Here is a 16,931-nt window from a genome sequence, read left to right as displayed (position 1 = left end):
AAGTATGATAAACAGGCAAACGGCAAAATGGATTCGAAAATCACATAGATACCTAGGTGTCTTTTTGGGGATTCAGTTTTTGTTTTGGACTATCAGTGGTCTTTACTTTAGCTGGACGAATATTGATGAAATCCATGGTGACCATTTTAAGAACATGGAATACCAGCCCCAGGCGTTTTCGGATTTAATGGCTCCTTCTCAATTAAACATCAAAGAAGGAATCATGTCGATTGAAATCAGGGATATCAAAGGCGAACCCTACTATTGGATAAACAAGAACCGATTGTTCAATGCTTTGGATGGAACACTGAAGTCATCAATCAATGAAGAAGAGGCTCTCTACGTTGCCGGAAACTACATGAGGAACGGGCTGGAAATTTCCAATGTTTCCCTGATAGAAAAAACAGGAAAACATCATGAATATAGAGAAAAGCTTTTGCCAGCCTATGTGATTACCTATGAAACCGATGAAAACCTAAAGGCTTATGTGTCAGCCATTGATGGAAAGTTCCAAACCGTTCGCCATAGGGATTGGCGAATTTTTGATTTTCTGTGGATGACCCATACTATGGATTACGAAGGCAGGGATAATTTCAATACCATCGTACTTAGAGCTTTTTCATTATTGGGACTGATAACTGTTCTCAGTGGATTTGTGCTTTGGTATATAAGTTCACCTTCAGTTATAAAAATTAAAAAACGTTTAAAAAAAGAGAGATGAAAAAAAGTATCATTTATATCGGAATCGCGGCCATTATTGGCTTGGGAGTAGGATACCTTCTATTTGGAAATTCCGGGAAGGATACCAACGAAATGACGGAACATGATCATGGTTCGGAAGTTGGCCAAATGTGGACCTGCTCCATGCATCCGCAAATTATGCAACCCGAACCTGGAGATTGTCCAATTTGTGGAATGGATTTGATTCCTGCCGAGGCTGGGGCGGATGGATTATCCCCTGAGCAGTTCAAAATGACGGCAAATGCAATGGCTTTGGCAAACATACGTACCACCGTGGTGGGAAATGCTGAAGGTAATGCTGATAACGTGATTGCTTTATCAGGTAAGATAGCTGTTAATGAGGAAGCAATGGCCGTGCAGGCCAGCTATTTTGATGGCAGGATTGAAAGGCTGAATGTAAATTATGAGGGTCAAGAGATACGAAAAGGGCAATTATTGGCAACAATCTATTCGCCTGAACTGGTGGCCGCACAACAAGAATTGTTGACAGCATCTTCATTAAAAAGTACACAACCTCAATTGTACAATGCGGTGCGCAATAAGCTAAAACTTTGGAAATTATCAAACGATCAAATCAACAGCATCGAAGATTCCGGTAAGGTAAAGGAGAACTTTCCGGTGTATGCAACAGTTTCTGGAACTGTCTCAGAAGTAATGAGCTCAGAAGGGGACTATCTAAAAAAAGGTCAACCCATTGCCAAGGTTAGTAATTTAAGCACTGTTTGGGCAGAGTTTGATGCCTACGAGAACCAATTGTCCCAATTTAAAAAAGGACAGAAAATCAACATAGCTACCAATGGTTACCCCAATAAAACTTTTGATGGTCAAATAACCTTCATTGATCCCGTTCTGGATAATGCCACCAGAACGGTAACTGTGCGCGCCACGCTCAGGAATCAAAAAGATTTGTTTAAACCCGGTATGTTCGTTACAGGCAAAATTGAGAGTAGCAAAGCTACCAACGAAACAACCTTGTTCGTACCCTCAAGTGCTGTAATGTGGACAGGGGAACGCTCCTTGGTATATGTAAAGGTAAACAGGGATGACCCCATCTTTGAAATGCGCGAGGTAATGTTGGGTGCCAGAAATGGAGAAAATATTGAGATCACCCACGGCCTTGAATCTGGTGAAGAAATTGTGACCAATGGTACTTTCACAGTAGATGCCGCGGCACAATTGCAGGGTAAAAAAAGTATGATGAACAAAACTGGCGGCAAGACGATGACGGGTCATGAAGGCCATATGGGAATGCAAGAAGATATGGATTCAGACAGTTCGGCAGAAATGATGAAAATGGAATTTTCGAATGGTTTTAAGAGTGACTTTAGAACACTCTTGCCGTCCTATTTGAAGTTAAAGGATGCGTTGGTAGCAAGTGATGCATCCAAAACTTCTATGGACGCCAATGCAACTTTGGAAATATTGAAAAAGCTCGATTTGTCTGATATAGGGGCTTTGGAAAAAGCACACGTAAATAAAAGTATTGAAATGTTGGAAGCAATCGCCAAAAAAGAAGATTTGGAAAACCAACGGGCCCATTTTGTAATCCTGAACGAAAATATGGTCGCCATTGCTAGCGATCTGGATTCGCTGGAAGATACACTCTATGTTCAAAAATGCCCTATGGCTAACAATAATAAAGGAGCCGTTTGGTTAAGTGCCGAAGACCAAATTCGAAATCCATATTACGGTGATGCGATGCTGAAATGCGGGAGTATTGTTGAAGTACTAAAATAGGCTACAATGCGTCAAAACCTTATCGCCAAATAAAAGCCAGTACCCTCAAGATCTAATTTGGGGGCGATGACCATATTTTCTGCCTTCTTAAAAGGATTCCAGGTAAAGAGATGATCAAAGTGGTATACAAGTTTTGTAACTGCTAGTCCAACCGCAGAACCCAGGATTACATCTGAGAACCAGTGTTTGTTCTTGGCCATTCGAAGATAGGCCGTAGCCAACGCGAAGGTATACCCTGAATACGCCAATAAGGGTTCGGTATTTTTGAATTCTTCATAAAGTACCGTTGCACTTGCAAAGGCCAATGAGGTATGCCCGGAGGGAAGCGCTTCATTATTTGCTCCGTTAGGTCGTTCTTTATCAATATTAATCTTTAATCCTGTGGTGATCACTTGGGTAAGCAGTAGTGAGAATACTGCATTTTTAGTCTGGTCAAACCAATGGTTTTCGGCTTGTGCACCCAAGCCATCGGCCAAGTACATTCCAGCAATTGGAGCAAACCTAGTGTAGTCATCAATATTGGTGGAAAGATTCCGGTTTACATTGGTTTGCAGCTCCCTTTCAAAAGAACTATTGTTAATGATTAACGCGGTTCCGGTTAGTAGTCCGGGAATCAGTAGTTTTTTAAAAAGGGTAGGTTGTACAGGAATATTTGGATCCACAGACAAGGAATCAAGATCCGCTTCGTTTTGCCCGGAACAAATGGTAGTGGACCAAGTGAAAACCAAAAAAAAGGCCACACGCTTGGCACCAACCTTGAAAGGCCACTTACATAAGAAATACGCGTTTCTGATATCGGTTATTTGGTTTATGAAGTTACTAATCATTAAACAAAACCTTCCATAATGATTCACGTTAAAGTTATACAATTGCGCACAACCTGAACATGGCTAATTTGAATCCTATTTTGCAGCTGGCAATATTGGATCAAGCACGCCGGTTTATTCTTAGGACCACTTCGATTACATTTTCAAATATCCACAGATACCTTTGGTAAAGCATTTCGAGCTACTCCGAATGCCAAAAAATTGTACATTGTATGAGGAGAACCAAAATCATGCCTCGTACTAACATCAACCTTTTTTACACCTTGTTTCTGGGTGCTTTGATGACTGCCATAGCCCAAGACGGAGATTTTGGGCAAGAATTACATCAACTAAGTGGTGAAAAGTACTTCAGTACGGCCAATGCGCTAATAGAGCGTAATTTGGATGATTCCTTAAAAGATGTTAGCGTCCTAGTGGACGAAATTCTCGCGGATCCTGCCATTTCCAATTATCCAGCTGAACATGCCACGGCGTATTACCTAAGGGGTAAAATCTCATCCAATCAAGGGAACTACGATGAAGCTTATGAGACCTTGGAAAAGGCCATTTCTCTTTATGGGGAAAATGGTGATGAAGCCGGACTGGCAAAATCCTATTTGGCCAAAGGAGTGGCTTATACTTATCAAGGGGAAAAGGACAAGGCGGTGGAAGTGTTGGACAAAAGCATAGCCATATTTACCCATCTGGACGATGATGCTGGAATTGCGCAAAGCTCCCATGAAATGGGCCACTTTCATTACATCTTTGGGGATGACAAAAAAGCTTTGGAGCACTATAGAAAAGCCCTTGATGTCCAAGAAGACCTGAATGATAAAAAAGGAATTTCGAACAGCTTTTTTAGAATGGGTTTAGCTCACCTGTCCACGGATAGGGGCGAGGCCTTACGATTATTGGACCAAAGCAGGCAACTTAAAGAACAGATTGGCGATCAACGAGGGTTGGCCAAAGTGAATATTTCTTTGGGTGTCCTGAATGAGGAAAATGGCAATTTCGACACGGCCCTGGACTATTACAGACAAAGTTTGGCCGCCAACAAAAAATACGGTGACAAGCGGGTGGCCTCCATTATCTATAACAATCTGGGCATTGTTTTTCTGGATCTAAAAAAAATGGACAGCTCCGTGGTCTATCACAACGAAGCCCTTAAGCTTCGAAAAGAATTGGGAAATGATAGAGGGGTTGTGCAATCTTTGGTAAATATAGGGGAGGTCTATCAAGTTCAGGAAGATTTTGCAAACGGACTCGAGTACTTTCATAGGGCGAGGACTTTAAGCGGCTCCAATGACCGGCAACCTTTAATGCCCTACATCAGTGAAAAGATCGGAGAAATCCATCTAAGCCAAAACTCTTTGGATAGCGCGAATGTGTATTTGAACAGGGCATTGATCCAAAAACAGGAGGAGGGGAATTACAATGGCTTGGGGAGTACTTATAAGAACTTGTCCCAATTAGCTGAAAGACGCGGGGATTATAGGAAATCGCTGGAGTATTTTAAACAGTACAAAACAGTCCAGGACAGCGTTACTATAAATCGTAAAAACCGTGAGCTGGCCGAAATGCAGATCAAATACGATACTGCAAAGCAAGAGCAGGAAATTGATGCCTTGCAGCAAGAGAACAAATCCCGAAAGTTATGGCAGAACATTTATGCGCTAGGGGCGCTTTTAGCTTTGATCATCGCGGGTTTTGTATTCCAATTTTTTAGGTTTCGAAGTAAAAAAAATCAAGAATTGTTGTTGGTGAAAGAAAAACAAAGACAACAGCTTGAGGAAGTCAACCAACTTAAAACAAGGTTTTTCAATAACATTTCACACGAATTCCGGACACCATTGACGCTCATTTTAGGTCCTTTGGGACAATTGAAGCAAACTGTTGATGTGGAAACTCGGCCCACGGTAAAAATGATTGAAAGAAATGGGAAACGTTTATTAAAACTGATCAATCAACTATTAGATCTTTCAAAGATTGAAAGCGGCAAGATTACGTTGAAGGCGTCTTACATCAATATAGTCCCCCTGCTGCAAGGTTGGGTAAATTCCTTTCAATCCATGGCCGCCCTTAAGGATGTGGAATTGGCCCTGAACGTACAACAACAATCCAGCTTTCTTTATGTAGATCATGAAAAACTGGAAGAAGTCATTGTGAATCTACTGTCCAATGCATTGAAGTTTACACCTGAAGGTGGAAAGGTCGCTGTGGATGTTGAGGAAACGGAAAACAATTTAGCCATATCGGTTACGGATTCGGGCCATGGCATTCCACAAGAAGAGCTGCAACATATCTTCAATCGGTTTTATCAAGCCTCCAATACCACCTCGGATAGTGCTGTAGGCACGGGAATTGGTCTATCGCTCGTTAAAGAGCTGGTTGAATTGCACAAGGGCGCTATTCGTGTAGAAAGTGAGTTGGAAAAAGGAAGTGTCTTTACCGTCACCTTGCCAAAAGGTAAAAACCATTTATCGGAAAACGAAATTGTGGCCATTACACCAACGGTTAAGGAATTCACGGAACAGAAGTTGTCCGAATCCCATGTCGAAGATGAAATTCCCAATGTCGACACTGACGAATTACCCATTTTACTAATCATAGAGGATAATGCCGATCTTCGAACCTATATGAAAAGTATTTTGGCCAATCGATATCAAATCAAGGAAGCTGTTGATGGTGAGCAGGGAATTGCCCTTGCTTTAGAAGATATTCCCGACATTATCATAAGTGACTTGATGATGCCTAAAAAAGATGGGCTGGAAGTGAGTAAAACCCTAAAAGAAGACGTGCGTACAAGTCACATCCCCATTATATTACTGACCGCAAGATCATCCAAAGAAGATAAGATTGAGGGATTAAAAAGTATGGCGGATGATTATTTGACCAAACCCTTCAACAATGAAGAACTCCTGGTTCGGATAGAAAATTTACTGGCAGTCAGAAAAAAAATGCAGCAACATTTTGGAACCGGGGATATACTAAAGCCCAAAAAGCTTACGCTAAACTCAATTGACCAAGATTTTATGAAAAAGGTCACCGAAGTCTTGGAAATTGAGATGGCCAATGAGCATTTCGGCGTTGTTGAACTTGCGGATGCCGTTGCCTTGAGCCGTTCACAGCTGTTCCGAAAGATAAAGGCGATCACCAGTCAGACCCCAATAGAGTTTATCAGAACCTTCAAACTTCATCGCGCCATGGATATGCTTCAACAACAGAGCGGAACCGTAGCGGAAATTGCCTATAGTGTAGGCTTTCAAAATCCATCCTATTTTTCCAAGTGTTTTCAAGAGGAATTTGGTGCGTTGCCCAGTAGCATTTCCCAAAAAAAATAGCTTCTCCGAATTACCTCTAATTAGTCCGTTTGCAACTTCTGTTGCATCATTTGCAACATTTCCATTACATCTGATAAGTCGTTAAAAAACAAGTGATTACCATGCAACAAATCAATGTTTTAATGGCACAATAATGGTTGGGTCCAGATGCCATTCGATAATACGTTTGCGGTGTTAATCTTTAAATCTATAATTATGATAACGCCTTGGGAAATTTTAACGGACCCAGTATCCATAGCCGTATTGGCCATGTATGCTTTACTAATGATTTGGGAAGCGGTTTTTCCGGCCCAAAAATTACCACAGGTAAAATACTGGAAGTTTAGGGGAATGGCTGCTTTTGCCTTTTTCTTCTTTCTTTCATCGTATTTGCCTTTGTTCATTGATCCTTATTTAGAACCCTACCGTTTGTTCGACCTAACCAATTTGACAACCCTGATTGGAGGTCTGGTGGGAGTGTGTTTGTACGAGTTTGGGGTATATGTATGGCATCGTGCCTTGCACAATTCCGACTTTTTATGGAGAACCTTTCATCAGATGCACCACAGTGCAGAACGATTGGACACCTATGGTGCGTTCTACTTCAGTCCTATGGATATGATTGGTTGGACGGTCTTGGGAAGTATTTGTTTTGCCCTTTTGGTAGGCTTATCCCCACAGGCCATAACGGTGACCTTATTGGTGACCAACTTTATGGGAATGTTCCAACATGCCAACATTAAAACGGCACCTTGGTTGGGATATATTATCCAAAGGCCGGAAAGCCATACGGTTCACCATGCACAAGGAATACACAAATACAACTATTCCGATCTGCCCATTTTTGATATTCTTTTCGGCACTTTTAAAAACCCTACAAACTATGAACATAGAACCGGTTTATTTTATGGTGCATCGGCCAAGGTATTGGATATGCTTTGCTTCAAGGATTTAATCAAGGAAAGAAAGAAGAAAAAGGTTAAACGGGAAGCTGTACAACATGTAAAAAAGGTGGTGGGACTCCTTTTATTTATATCCATTTCGATTGGATGCAGTAAAGATGAAATTGAAGGGCCACAAGGGCCTGTGGGCGAACAGGGACTGCAAGGAGAGCAGGGCACTCAAGGAGAACCAGGCCAAGATGGCGCCGATGGTAAAGATGGTAATGCAGAAGTAATGTACAGCAATTGGATTTCAGCCAATTTTACTGGTACATCGGCATCAACCAAGTATATGAACATTGATTTCCCATCCAATGTGCCACGAGCTTTCAGTATAAAAAGCACCCATGTCATACTGGTGTATTTCAGCGGTTTTGGGGACAGTAGTACCTATCTTTTGCCCATACTGGATTTTAGGGGCGCCCAATTCACTTATGGTTTTGGAAGTGGGTCGGCATCAGTCGGTGATATCCTAATCAAGGCAAAGGCGCATTCAGGTGACCTAAATGAATATCAAATATCTCCAGCACGGGGCAATAAGTTTAGATATGTAATTATACCTCCTACCATCAATATTTCGGGTAAATCTTCACTGGATTATGGCAATTACGAGGAGGTAAAGGCATTTTACAATATTCCTGATTGACAATTAAGAGATGAAAGTGGAGAAGTTTTTGTCACTGATTCCCAAAACCATAGAATCCGTAAAATCATTCAACAATAGATTGTTGGGCTCTTAAATGGAAAGAACAGTTGTTTGTATGTTCACTTTAGCTATTGATTTGGTTTTCTGTGTGTTATTGGTTTTATTGATTAAAGCTGATGGGTCAACCATAGTTCCCCTTGATACTATTTTACCCTATGTGATGCACACATGGAATGCTGTAAATTTAGTGCTGGTTGGTTATTTGGCGTATCTCACCCTAAGGAATAAGGGAACTAATGAATGTAAATCAAAATACTATGATATTTCTATTGATAGGGCAGAAGGGAAGCGGTAAATCTTTTATCGGCGAACTCATGGAAGCGCATTTTGGTTTGAAATTTATCCGAGTTGAGGATTGGGCCAAAAGCATCAAAAAGGGGAGGACCTCATTGGACGACACCTACGTCAAGGAAGTCTTTGATACGATTGAAAAGGGTATTCGGTTGGCGATACAGGAACATGGAACCCTAGTTTTTGAATCCACCGGCTTAACCATGTATTTTGACCATATGTTGGACAGTCTTCAGGCTGACTTTCATGTAGTTACAATTGGGGTAGCTGCTAACCCGGATGATTGTTTGGAACGCTTAAAATCCAGAGATCAGTCCATTCATATTAAGATGAGTGAAGAACAACTCCTAGCGATCAATGAAGCGGTAAGAACCAAAAATCTAGCTACGGATTTTACGATTGATAATCGCGGAAAAACACCAGAGGAGCTAAAAAAACAACTTTCCAGCATTCTGGAGAACATCTAAAAACATATATCATGAGAAGAATAACGATAATTGCATTGCTGTTTTTGACGGCAACGGCTTGCAAGGATAAAAATCAGCAAACGATAGGGCCTAATCCTGAAGTTTCTGTGCTTGATTCCTGGTTTGGAGCGTGGGAATTGGTTAGTCAAGACATCTATAAGTTACCCACGTATCAGCCAGTGGACTTCATTTTCTTTGACGATAAGATGGTCTATTCAACCTCTAGAGTGACCATTGCTGAAGGACATGATTTTGATGGACCCACTTTATTTTCCCAAGATTTGGCATGGAAATACAAAGCGCATAATGGTATGATCACATTACCGGATGGGGCAGAAATACCCGTTGGTATTATGAGCTTTGCCGGGCCGCTTGATAATCAAAAGAGTGATACTTTTTTCATTATGCCGTTACCCACTTTTTGGAAAAATGCTGGGGTAGACAGTAGAAATCTGTCCTATGCATCCTTTTTGACAGGAATTTTTGTCCATGAATTCTCCCATACACAGCAAATGGGCACATTTGGCAAAGCGGTTTCCAAGATTGAGGCTAATCATCAGTTTGCCCACGTCCTTACGGACAATATTGTGGAAGATTACATGGCTGAAAATTCAATCTACGTGGAACAGTTTAAAAAGGAAGTCTCAATGATTTACAAGGCATTGGAAGCTGATTCCGGTGAAATTACAATTGAGGCTTCAAAGATTCTCTCAATGATAAACAAGCGGCATGACCAGCATTTTACCGATTCGCTCTCAATCCTAAAAAGGTTGGATAATTTATTTCTTACCATGGAAGGAGTAGGAGAGTACAATATGTATGCCTGGTTGAGCCATCCGGAAGGTGGAAAACTTAGTCCACAGCAAGCTCTGGAAGGAACCCGAAGGGGAAAATGGTCGCAAGACGAAGGTTTGGGGCTGGCCATTCTATTATCCAAAATTTCACCACCTGAAGAATGGGGTGGTCAACTATTTGGGCAAGGCTCGGCTACACTGGTTGAACTGCTCGAATCGGAATTGGAACCCAAATCAAAGGAAGAATAAATAACAAAAGAAGAAATCAATTATGAAAACAAATATTATACTAACAGATGGCGGTTTGGAAACCGATATCATCTTCAACCACAATATCGATTTGGAACATTTTGCCGCCTTTCCATTGGTGGAAACTGATTCAGGCAGGGTGATTTTGGAAAAATATTATAGGGATTATTTGGAACTATCCAAAAACAACGGCACAGGATTTATTTTGGAGAGTCCCACTTGGAGGGCCAATTTAGATTGGGGCAGGCAATTGGGATATACTGAAGAACAACTTATCGTATCCAATAAAAAGGCCATAGCATTTATGGAAGAATTAAGGGGAACTTATAAAACTTCAGTTCCGGAAATAAAGATCAGTGGTCAACTGGGGCCGAGGGGCGATGGTTATAAGGTTCATGATGTGATGACCTATTCCGAAGCAGCGAAATACCACGAACTGCAAGTAAAAGCCTTTAAAGAGGCCCAAGTAGATATGGTTACAGCGATAACCATGACATATTCGGAAGAAGCTTTGGGGATTGTAAAAGCGGCACAATTATATGAGGCACCCGTGGTAGTATCTTTTACAGTTGAGGTAGATGGAAGGTTGCCAAGCGGAGAAAATTTGGAAGAAGTAATTACGAAACTGGACTGGATTACCGATAGCTACCCGTTGTATTATATGATCAATTGCGCGCATCCAACCCATTTTATTCACCTATTTGAAACCGATGCGATCTGGAAAAACAGAATTCATGGACTTCGGGCCAATGCATCTTGTAAAAGTCATGCAGAATTGGACGAAGCCACAGAACTTGACAGGGGAAATGAAACAGAGTTGGGCCAATTGCACACGAGACTTCAAGAATTGCTACCGAATCTAAGGGTTTTTGGGGGCTGTTGTGGAACGGACATATCCCATATTAGGGAAATTTATAGTGCATTAAGGACAAACAATAAATCTCTTTTTACTGAAGAGGGTGTCCTTGTTCCTATGTGTGAAACTTTGATCGTAGCAGCCGAGAAAGCACCCAAATGTAGTTGCTAGGGTTTGAACCAAAGAAAATGCGCCAGCTTTTGCTGGCGCATTTAACATCCGCCAAATATGGCGTATCCACAAAACTAGAGCAAATTCAACCTTCGAAGCACCCCGGTTTTTTTCGGTTTTTCCTGGGTAGCTTCATGTCGCTTTTCTTTAGTTTGTTGGGAAAGTTTTTTTTCAATCCTTTGGATTTGCCTCCCCAAAAACTCGTCAAAACCTTCGTTGAACGTTTGCTCACGTGCTACTTTCATCGCTTTGATAGCATCTTGGTATTTCTTTTGGGCCTCTTTCATAAGACCTGAGTAATAATGCATTAAGGCTTTGTCTGTAGCTGGGACTTTCAGCGCATAATCAAGCAACTTTTCAGCTTCTTCATAATCCTCGTTCAAGAACAACGTATATGCGTAATATGGATATATGTTCGGATTATTCATGTCCGAAGCCAAAGCCTCTTCATAATATTCCTTTGCAGTCCCATAATCACCTAATTGCTCACTGTGGACCCTTGCCATCAACAAAAGAGCTACAGCATTCTGCGGCTCATAAGACAATGCATAGTTCAAAGCTTCAATTGTCTTTTCCAATTCGTAAGGATATGCCTCCAATGCTTTGAACAAGTATATGTTATAGTTTGTCCTTTCCATGACGTTTTAGTTTATGCATTTTGGATACAGCCATGCTGCCCAACTATGCGGGTTTCGGGTTAAGTCTCGGAATGTCTATACCAGAAAAATGGGTATAAAAAATCCGAAACACTCTTGTTGAATGCTTCGGATCTTTTTAGAGTTTAAAACTCCTATGGAAAGAACCGAAGCATAGGTATTGATTGTTCCCCAATCAATCGGCTTTTAAAACAACTTTGATATAAAAGCATAGCTTCGTTTTTATAATTCGTATTCTATGTTGTCGTTGTTATTCGACGGTGCAAAGATGAAATCTATTTTTGGATTACACAAGAAAAATTTGAATTTAATTTATTGATAATCAATTAGTTATAGTAATTTTAGATAATAGATTCCCTGTCCGCTTTTCAGCAGATTTTGAATATTTTACAATCGCCTGTCCCTTCCCGATGGCTATCGGGACTTTACCTTTCAATTATTCTTTATTATGTAGTTTTACTTTTCTCGCATTCGTTTAAAATTTTCCATAAAAAAAGCGCCCAATGTTGTTGGACGCTTCTGTTTTGTATCAAGACTTGTTTTAAATCAACATAAAAATCCATCTAAACTAAACACATCACGTCCCTTACGCGAGGATAATTTCATTATCCAGCGATAGTCACCCTGACTGAACAGCGCTCCTGGTTTGATATGTACGTTTGTGTTTCTCATTTGCAGTGCAAATATGCAATTAATTGGCTAAAGTTGCTAAATTCAACAAAACCAACCCCTAAGCTACCGCCAGTTTATTTCGGCAGGCTCAGTACAGGTGCAACTGGTAGGACTAAAATACGTCCAAAACCCTTTGGTATCATTCTCCGGACATTTCAAATTTAAAAAGCCACAACTTTTGCTGTGGCTCTTTCCTTTGAATCGTGTTGTCTACTCGGTACGCCACTAGTCGAAGACTAGCGGTAGCGTAGGTAGCTCGCCCACTGAATTTTAAATTTTTAAAGGGACATGCTAGCAAATCAACAGGATTGTTTCATTACCGCAATTTTATATCCAATTTTCTAGCCGCCATCCGTTTTTTAAATTTTCAAAGATTTCTGGAATATTCCACATTCCATATGGAGAGAGTTTTTTCTGCTCATGGTTAAGCTCTTCAAAAACTTCAGATTTACCACCTTCATTTATGATTCTCCATCCAGAACCAAACACGTTTTCCGTTCTAAATTGTTTTGGAATCATGAAGTCATTGGGTAAAGGTATGTTTCCAATAAGGTTAACACCTTTTTCTTTGATACCATAACGGTATGGAAAATCTAAAAAGAAAAAGTCATCTTTTATTATTGATTCAATATCAATAGGGCGATTATCATAAACTTCATAGAAAACCCTCATTTTTTCTAATAAAGTTTCATTTTTAGCTTCCCTTACGTATTGTAAATAAACTTTTTTTCCTTCTTCTTCTAATTCAATAATATCGCCAATTATCATTCTTTATTATTTTCTTGTTAAAATGTAAACCCTGCAGCTTCTAATAATTGTTTCCCCTTTTTCAGAGCTGCCCCATACCTTTTATTATTTTCAGAGATACTATTAATACGATTTAATAATTGCCCTGTTTGTCCTCTTTTTCCACCTAGTCCAAAATACTCTATCAAAACCTGCTCTACTGCTCTAGCATCATTTCTTGAAAGACTTTGTAAAGAATCATGAATTGGGTCGATTTTTAGTTTATTGGGACCTCTCAAATGTTGTGCTGCTCTTCTTGCAAAGTTATTAGTTATTCCTACGTAAATTACCTTACCTCCCTGTTTTGACAGATAAACCATAGTTTGTTTAACCGAAGCTTTTGCTCCCATAAGCATTGTTCCTCCCTTTGCTGCCATTTTTTGAGGAAGCATGATTTGAATCGCTTGATTACTCGCAGGGAGTTCATCCACCCTTTCATAACTATTTCTCCTAATACGGTAAAATTCATTATCACCTTGTATGTGGTAAGTGAAATTATCTTCACCGTACCATAATTCACCAGTTACATCGGTGTCAAATAAAATCTTTCCGTAAGTCTGATCAGCAAAATCTGAAAGGGCCTTTTTTAATTTGCCACAGCAATCCGTTTCACTTCCATCTTCAGGATTTTCATCCCTTTCTGTTCGACTGAAAGTGCCATTTCCATTGTTTGTAAAAGTTGTTGCCCCCGCACCACTATTTGTAAACATAGCATATGCTAAATCCTGAACTGAGTTTGCACCACTTGGATCCGCCCAGTATGCCGGATTATTATCGAAAGCATTATAAGGTGACATCGAATGGTGAACCACAGGATCAATACTTGTCCATCTTGCAATGGCCGGATTATATTGTCTCACATCCATTTCGTACCAGTCCAAACCATGGCCTTCCTCAAGTTCTTTTCCATTATACTTCCACCGTTTTGCCACACTATTCCCCAACGAAGAGGTAGCATTGTTATATCCTTGGTGTTTCAAACCAAAAGGGTAGTAGTTGTTTTCCTCTACAATTTCGCTTTGGTTCACAGCACCGTTACCGTTACCGTCTTCATAACTTAACCTAATATTGCCCAAATGATCCTTATATTGGTATACATACTTGTAGGTGCTACCATCTTTGTACACATAACCTTCGGCATGATTAAAGAACTGTAGGCTGCCCGCTTGGTACACATAGTTACCGGCATAGTCTGTCACAGAACCTCCTGTGGTCTTTTTTAATTTGATGCCCGTAGCATCATACATATACGAAATTGTACCGCCAGATAAAGTTACGGAGATAGGTAGGTTCAAATGGTTATACACCGTGGCCGTAATACCCTTGTTGGCATCGGTAAGCATATTACCATTGGCATCATAGGTGTACTCGGTACTGGCCGTGGAACCATTTTTAAACCCATAGGTGCTATGACCTCCCGATAGCTCTTGGACGCTCTGTAGCCTGTTGGAGTTGGTTTCGTAATTATAATCCAGATTGTCCATCACCCCATAATGGCTACTGTTACTTATGGTCGGACTGGCCACGCGATGTCCTTTACGGTACAATCGTTCAATATTCCCGTTTTTATCGTAGGTAATGGGTATGGAGGTACTGCCCAAATCAAACTTTCCATCACTGCTGATTCCGGTTGTGATGCGATTAAGGGCATCGTAGGTATAGCGGTACCAGCGCAATACGTTATCATTGGCCGTTTTCCACTCCGTTTCGGCAATGTTACCATTGTAGAGTGGGGAACCACTATGGTCAGCCGTGTTATAGTTGATCTTAAACCCAAACAGGTCCATACTACCCAAAGCGTTGGGGTTATTTATTTGTTTGAGCCAACCCCTAATGTTGTATTCATAGTCCACCACCTGCAGCTCGTTGGAACTACTTGCAGCTCCGCCTACCTTTTTTCTGACCAATTGCCCTATATCATCATATTCGTTCACGGCGATACGCTGCTCCGCTTGGCTATTCACCTTGTGGGTATGAGAGGTCAGCTTCCCGGAATGGTCATAGCCAAACTTTTCAATAGTGGTCAGGGTACTACTCGATTTAATGTGTCGGGTCTTGGTTTCCAATATCCATCCAGTAATGTCGTCCAGTTTGCTTTCCACATAATCTGTGGTGCTTAAATAATCGTTCTGCATTCCCGTCCAGATCACACGTCGGTGCTCGTCATAACCGTTTACCGTGGTGGTCCAATCGGTATCCCCCAAGGTGCGCACCTTGCTTCCGGTGGGCAATCCCTTGGTATCCTTTTTATTGGTATTGTTGTAATTGAGTACCGCATGGGCGTAGGCATTACTGCTGGGCAGGTTGAGTCCATCCGTATCAAAGCTATAATCGTCATAATAGTTTACCGTCAGCACGTCCGTGGTAGTGATGGCGGTCGGATAATCGGAATTGGTATAATAGGTGCCGCCAAAACCGGTACCTGAACTCACCTTTTCCTCATAATTGTCCGTGGCACTCGATTTTGCATTGAACTGCCCTTGCAATTGATTCCGGCTGTCGTTCGACTTAAAAATACCGGTATAGGCCACACGACCCAAGGCATCGTACTTGGTAAAGAGCCATTCATCAGGCGATTTTGCGCGTTGGTTGGCATCTTGGGTGAGGGCTGGCCTGTCCAGTTTGTCATAAACAATATATTCCCATCCCTTGCCTGGAATCTTTTTTTCTATCAACCTATTTCTGTGGTCATAAACATATTGATAGGAGAGTCCGTCGAGTTTATCCTGTAAAACAGTAGGAGCCGTATTGATCCTAGCCGTAAAGGTACTTCCTGATTGTGCATGGAAACCATCTTTCAGGGTGACCAGCTTGGTGGCCTCCACAGTAAGCGTAGCTTGATTGGCCACCGTGGCCGTTGATTCTTCTTCTTCCACAGTCGCAAAGAATGATGCATCCAAGCCATCCACAGCCTTTGGTGGAATCACATAAGTGAGATTGCCAAAATGGTCATAGACGTAATAGGTATCATGCGCTCCAGCGTTATACGTACGCTTTAGGATTACCCTCCCACGTTTATCCGTAAACTCTTCGGTGGTATGGTCGGTTCCAGAGCTATGGTTCTCGTCCAAGGTAATGGTCTTGTAAAGCTCACCGGCGGCATAATCTCCCTCCAAGGACAAAGAGGGCACATAAACCCCGTTTACCAGTGCTATAGTAGCCTGGTACTTTTTTACTTCTGAGGCGCTATTGGTTTGGTAATCGAACTCAATCTCGTGATTTCCCCCCAATCTCCATGCTTCCCCAGGGGCAGCCTGTTTCAATACCCGATTTAAGGGAGAGGCTTCGAGTTCCCTTGTCGAGAAGGGATTACTGGACGAAACATTTAAGGTTGGAAAATCATCATTAAAAGCTCCGTGATAGTACGTTTGGACATCGGTAGTGGCCGAATTGATATAGCGACCATTATTGTCGCCCACGGGTAGCGGAAGATATTCCCGTACCTGACGTCCGTATACATCATAAACAAACGGGGTGACCAGATCTGCATCACCCCCGGAACTGGTTTTACCTCCCTGTCTCACACCAATGGACTGAAGAGGCCTTCCCAATCCATCAAAATACTGTACGGTCTCTATTTTATCATCGTTGGTAGCCGAGCCCAATTGGGATTCCAGATAGGCCTTCTTATAGGTTATACTGTGGATGTAGTTCTCGGTAGCTGTTGGCTGCACCTGTGCCCAAGTACTTGCCACACTTGTCAATATCAATATATAAATTACTATTGTTTTCATGTCT

At 41.4% G+C, this 16,931-nt stretch carries 12 protein-coding genes and 1 pseudogene; 9 read left to right on the top strand and 4 right to left on the bottom strand.

What is annotated here, in order from left to right; translation table 11 throughout:
- Positions 1-4 precede the first annotated feature (4 nt).
- Both ACULLH_RS08390 and ACULLH_RS08385 read left to right on the top strand, forming a co-directional pair.
- Positions 5-721, top strand: a complete 717-nt coding sequence (locus tag ACULLH_RS08390; RefSeq protein ID WP_454088295.1) for a PepSY domain-containing protein — start codon at positions 5-7, stop codon at positions 719-721.
- A complete protein-coding gene (locus tag ACULLH_RS08385; protein WP_454088294.1) occupies positions 718-2,478 on the top strand; it encodes an efflux RND transporter periplasmic adaptor subunit in 1,761 nt (586 codons plus the stop codon). The genes ACULLH_RS08390 and ACULLH_RS08385 overlap by 4 nt, the downstream gene beginning before the upstream one ends.
- 11 nt (positions 2,479-2,489) lie before the next feature.
- On the opposite strand, the gene ACULLH_RS08380 is transcribed toward ACULLH_RS08385, so the two are convergent.
- The gene (locus tag ACULLH_RS08380; protein ID WP_454088293.1) at positions 2,490-3,305 is read right to left on the bottom strand and encodes a phosphatase PAP2 family protein; all 816 of its coding nucleotides are present in this window, start codon (positions 3,303-3,305) and stop codon (positions 2,490-2,492) included.
- Between the two features lie 212 nt (positions 3,306-3,517).
- Here ACULLH_RS08380 and ACULLH_RS08375 point away from each other — a divergent pair, with 212 nt between their 5' ends.
- The 7 genes and pseudogenes from ACULLH_RS08375 to ACULLH_RS08345 all read left to right on the top strand — a co-directional run bounded on the left by ACULLH_RS08375 (position 3,518) and on the right by ACULLH_RS08345 (position 11,079).
- Positions 3,518-6,625, top strand: coding sequence for a hybrid sensor histidine kinase/response regulator transcription factor (locus tag ACULLH_RS08375; protein ID WP_454088292.1), 3,108 nt, complete (start codon positions 3,518-3,520; stop codon positions 6,623-6,625).
- 195 nt (positions 6,626-6,820) lie between these two features.
- Positions 6,821-8,191: a sterol desaturase family protein gene (locus ACULLH_RS08370; protein ID WP_454088291.1), complete on the top strand. Its 1,371-nt coding sequence runs from the start codon at positions 6,821-6,823 to the stop codon at positions 8,189-8,191.
- Positions 8,192-8,200: 9 nt separating this feature from the next.
- A pseudogene (locus ACULLH_RS08365) lies at positions 8,201-8,269 on the top strand (hypothetical protein); the annotation flags it as partial.
- 16 nt (positions 8,270-8,285) lie between these two features.
- Positions 8,286-8,546, top strand: coding sequence for a hypothetical protein (locus ACULLH_RS08360; protein WP_454088290.1), 261 nt, complete (start codon positions 8,286-8,288; stop codon positions 8,544-8,546).
- Positions 8,509-9,009 carry a hypothetical protein gene (locus ACULLH_RS08355; RefSeq protein WP_454088289.1) on the top strand — a complete coding sequence of 167 codons (501 nt, stop codon included), beginning with the start codon at positions 8,509-8,511 and terminating at the stop codon, positions 9,007-9,009. The genes ACULLH_RS08360 and ACULLH_RS08355 overlap by 38 nt, the downstream gene beginning before the upstream one ends.
- Before the next feature lie 11 nt (positions 9,010-9,020).
- Entirely contained in the window at positions 9,021-10,052 is a 1,032-nt protein-coding gene (locus ACULLH_RS08350; protein ID WP_454088288.1) for a hypothetical protein, read from the top strand.
- Between the two features lie 22 nt (positions 10,053-10,074).
- Entirely contained in the window at positions 10,075-11,079 is a 1,005-nt protein-coding gene (locus tag ACULLH_RS08345; protein ID WP_454088287.1) for a homocysteine S-methyltransferase family protein, read from the top strand.
- Positions 11,080-11,153: 74 nt separating this feature from the next.
- Here ACULLH_RS08345 and ACULLH_RS08340 read toward each other — a convergent pair whose 3' ends face one another.
- From ACULLH_RS08340 to ACULLH_RS08330, 3 genes are all read right to left on the bottom strand, one after another.
- Positions 11,154-11,717 carry a tetratricopeptide repeat protein gene (locus ACULLH_RS08340; protein WP_454088286.1) on the bottom strand — a complete coding sequence of 188 codons (564 nt, stop codon included), beginning with the start codon at positions 11,715-11,717 and terminating at the stop codon, positions 11,154-11,156.
- Between the two features lie 1,017 nt (positions 11,718-12,734).
- Positions 12,735-13,175: a hypothetical protein gene (locus ACULLH_RS08335; RefSeq protein ID WP_454088285.1), complete on the bottom strand. Its 441-nt coding sequence runs from the start codon at positions 13,173-13,175 to the stop codon at positions 12,735-12,737.
- A gap of 17 nt (positions 13,176-13,192) precedes the next feature.
- Positions 13,193-16,927 (bottom strand): DUF6443 domain-containing protein, encoded by a 3,735-nt coding sequence (locus ACULLH_RS08330; protein ID WP_454088284.1) that lies wholly within the window; start codon positions 16,925-16,927, stop codon positions 13,193-13,195.
- Positions 16,928-16,931: the final 4 nt, after the last annotated feature.

It is taken from the genome of Flagellimonas sp. 2504JD4-2 (assembly GCF_053642935.1).
The sequence above is the reverse complement of the archived record's forward strand: the minus strand, read 5'-3'. Positions and strand labels throughout refer to the sequence as shown.

What these genes read in the sequence shown, in the direction of transcription:
- ACULLH_RS08390 (WP_454088295.1), top strand. Translation starts at nt 5, where the DNA reads ATGATAAACAGGCAAACGGCAAAATGGATTCGAAAATCACATAGATAC.
- ACULLH_RS08385 (WP_454088294.1), top strand. Translation starts at nt 718, where the DNA reads ATGAAAAAAAGTATCATTTATATCGGAATCGCGGCCATTATTGGCTTG.
- ACULLH_RS08380 (WP_454088293.1), bottom strand. Translation starts at nt 3,305, where the DNA reads ATGATTAGTAACTTCATAAACCAAATAACCGATATCAGAAACGCGTAT.
- ACULLH_RS08375 (WP_454088292.1), top strand. Translation starts at nt 3,518, where the DNA reads ATGAGGAGAACCAAAATCATGCCTCGTACTAACATCAACCTTTTTTAC.
- ACULLH_RS08370 (WP_454088291.1), top strand. Translation starts at nt 6,821, where the DNA reads ATGATAACGCCTTGGGAAATTTTAACGGACCCAGTATCCATAGCCGTA.
- ACULLH_RS08360 (WP_454088290.1), top strand. Translation starts at nt 8,286, where the DNA reads ATGGAAAGAACAGTTGTTTGTATGTTCACTTTAGCTATTGATTTGGTT.
- ACULLH_RS08355 (WP_454088289.1), top strand. Translation starts at nt 8,509, where the DNA reads ATGATATTTCTATTGATAGGGCAGAAGGGAAGCGGTAAATCTTTTATC.
- ACULLH_RS08350 (WP_454088288.1), top strand. Translation starts at nt 9,021, where the DNA reads ATGAGAAGAATAACGATAATTGCATTGCTGTTTTTGACGGCAACGGCT.
- ACULLH_RS08345 (WP_454088287.1), top strand. Translation starts at nt 10,075, where the DNA reads ATGAAAACAAATATTATACTAACAGATGGCGGTTTGGAAACCGATATC.
- ACULLH_RS08340 (WP_454088286.1), bottom strand. Translation starts at nt 11,717, where the DNA reads ATGGAAAGGACAAACTATAACATATACTTGTTCAAAGCATTGGAGGCA.
- ACULLH_RS08335 (WP_454088285.1), bottom strand. Translation starts at nt 13,175, where the DNA reads ATGATAATTGGCGATATTATTGAATTAGAAGAAGAAGGAAAAAAAGTT.
- ACULLH_RS08330 (WP_454088284.1), bottom strand. Translation starts at nt 16,927, where the DNA reads ATGAAAACAATAGTAATTTATATATTGATATTGACAAGTGTGGCAAGT.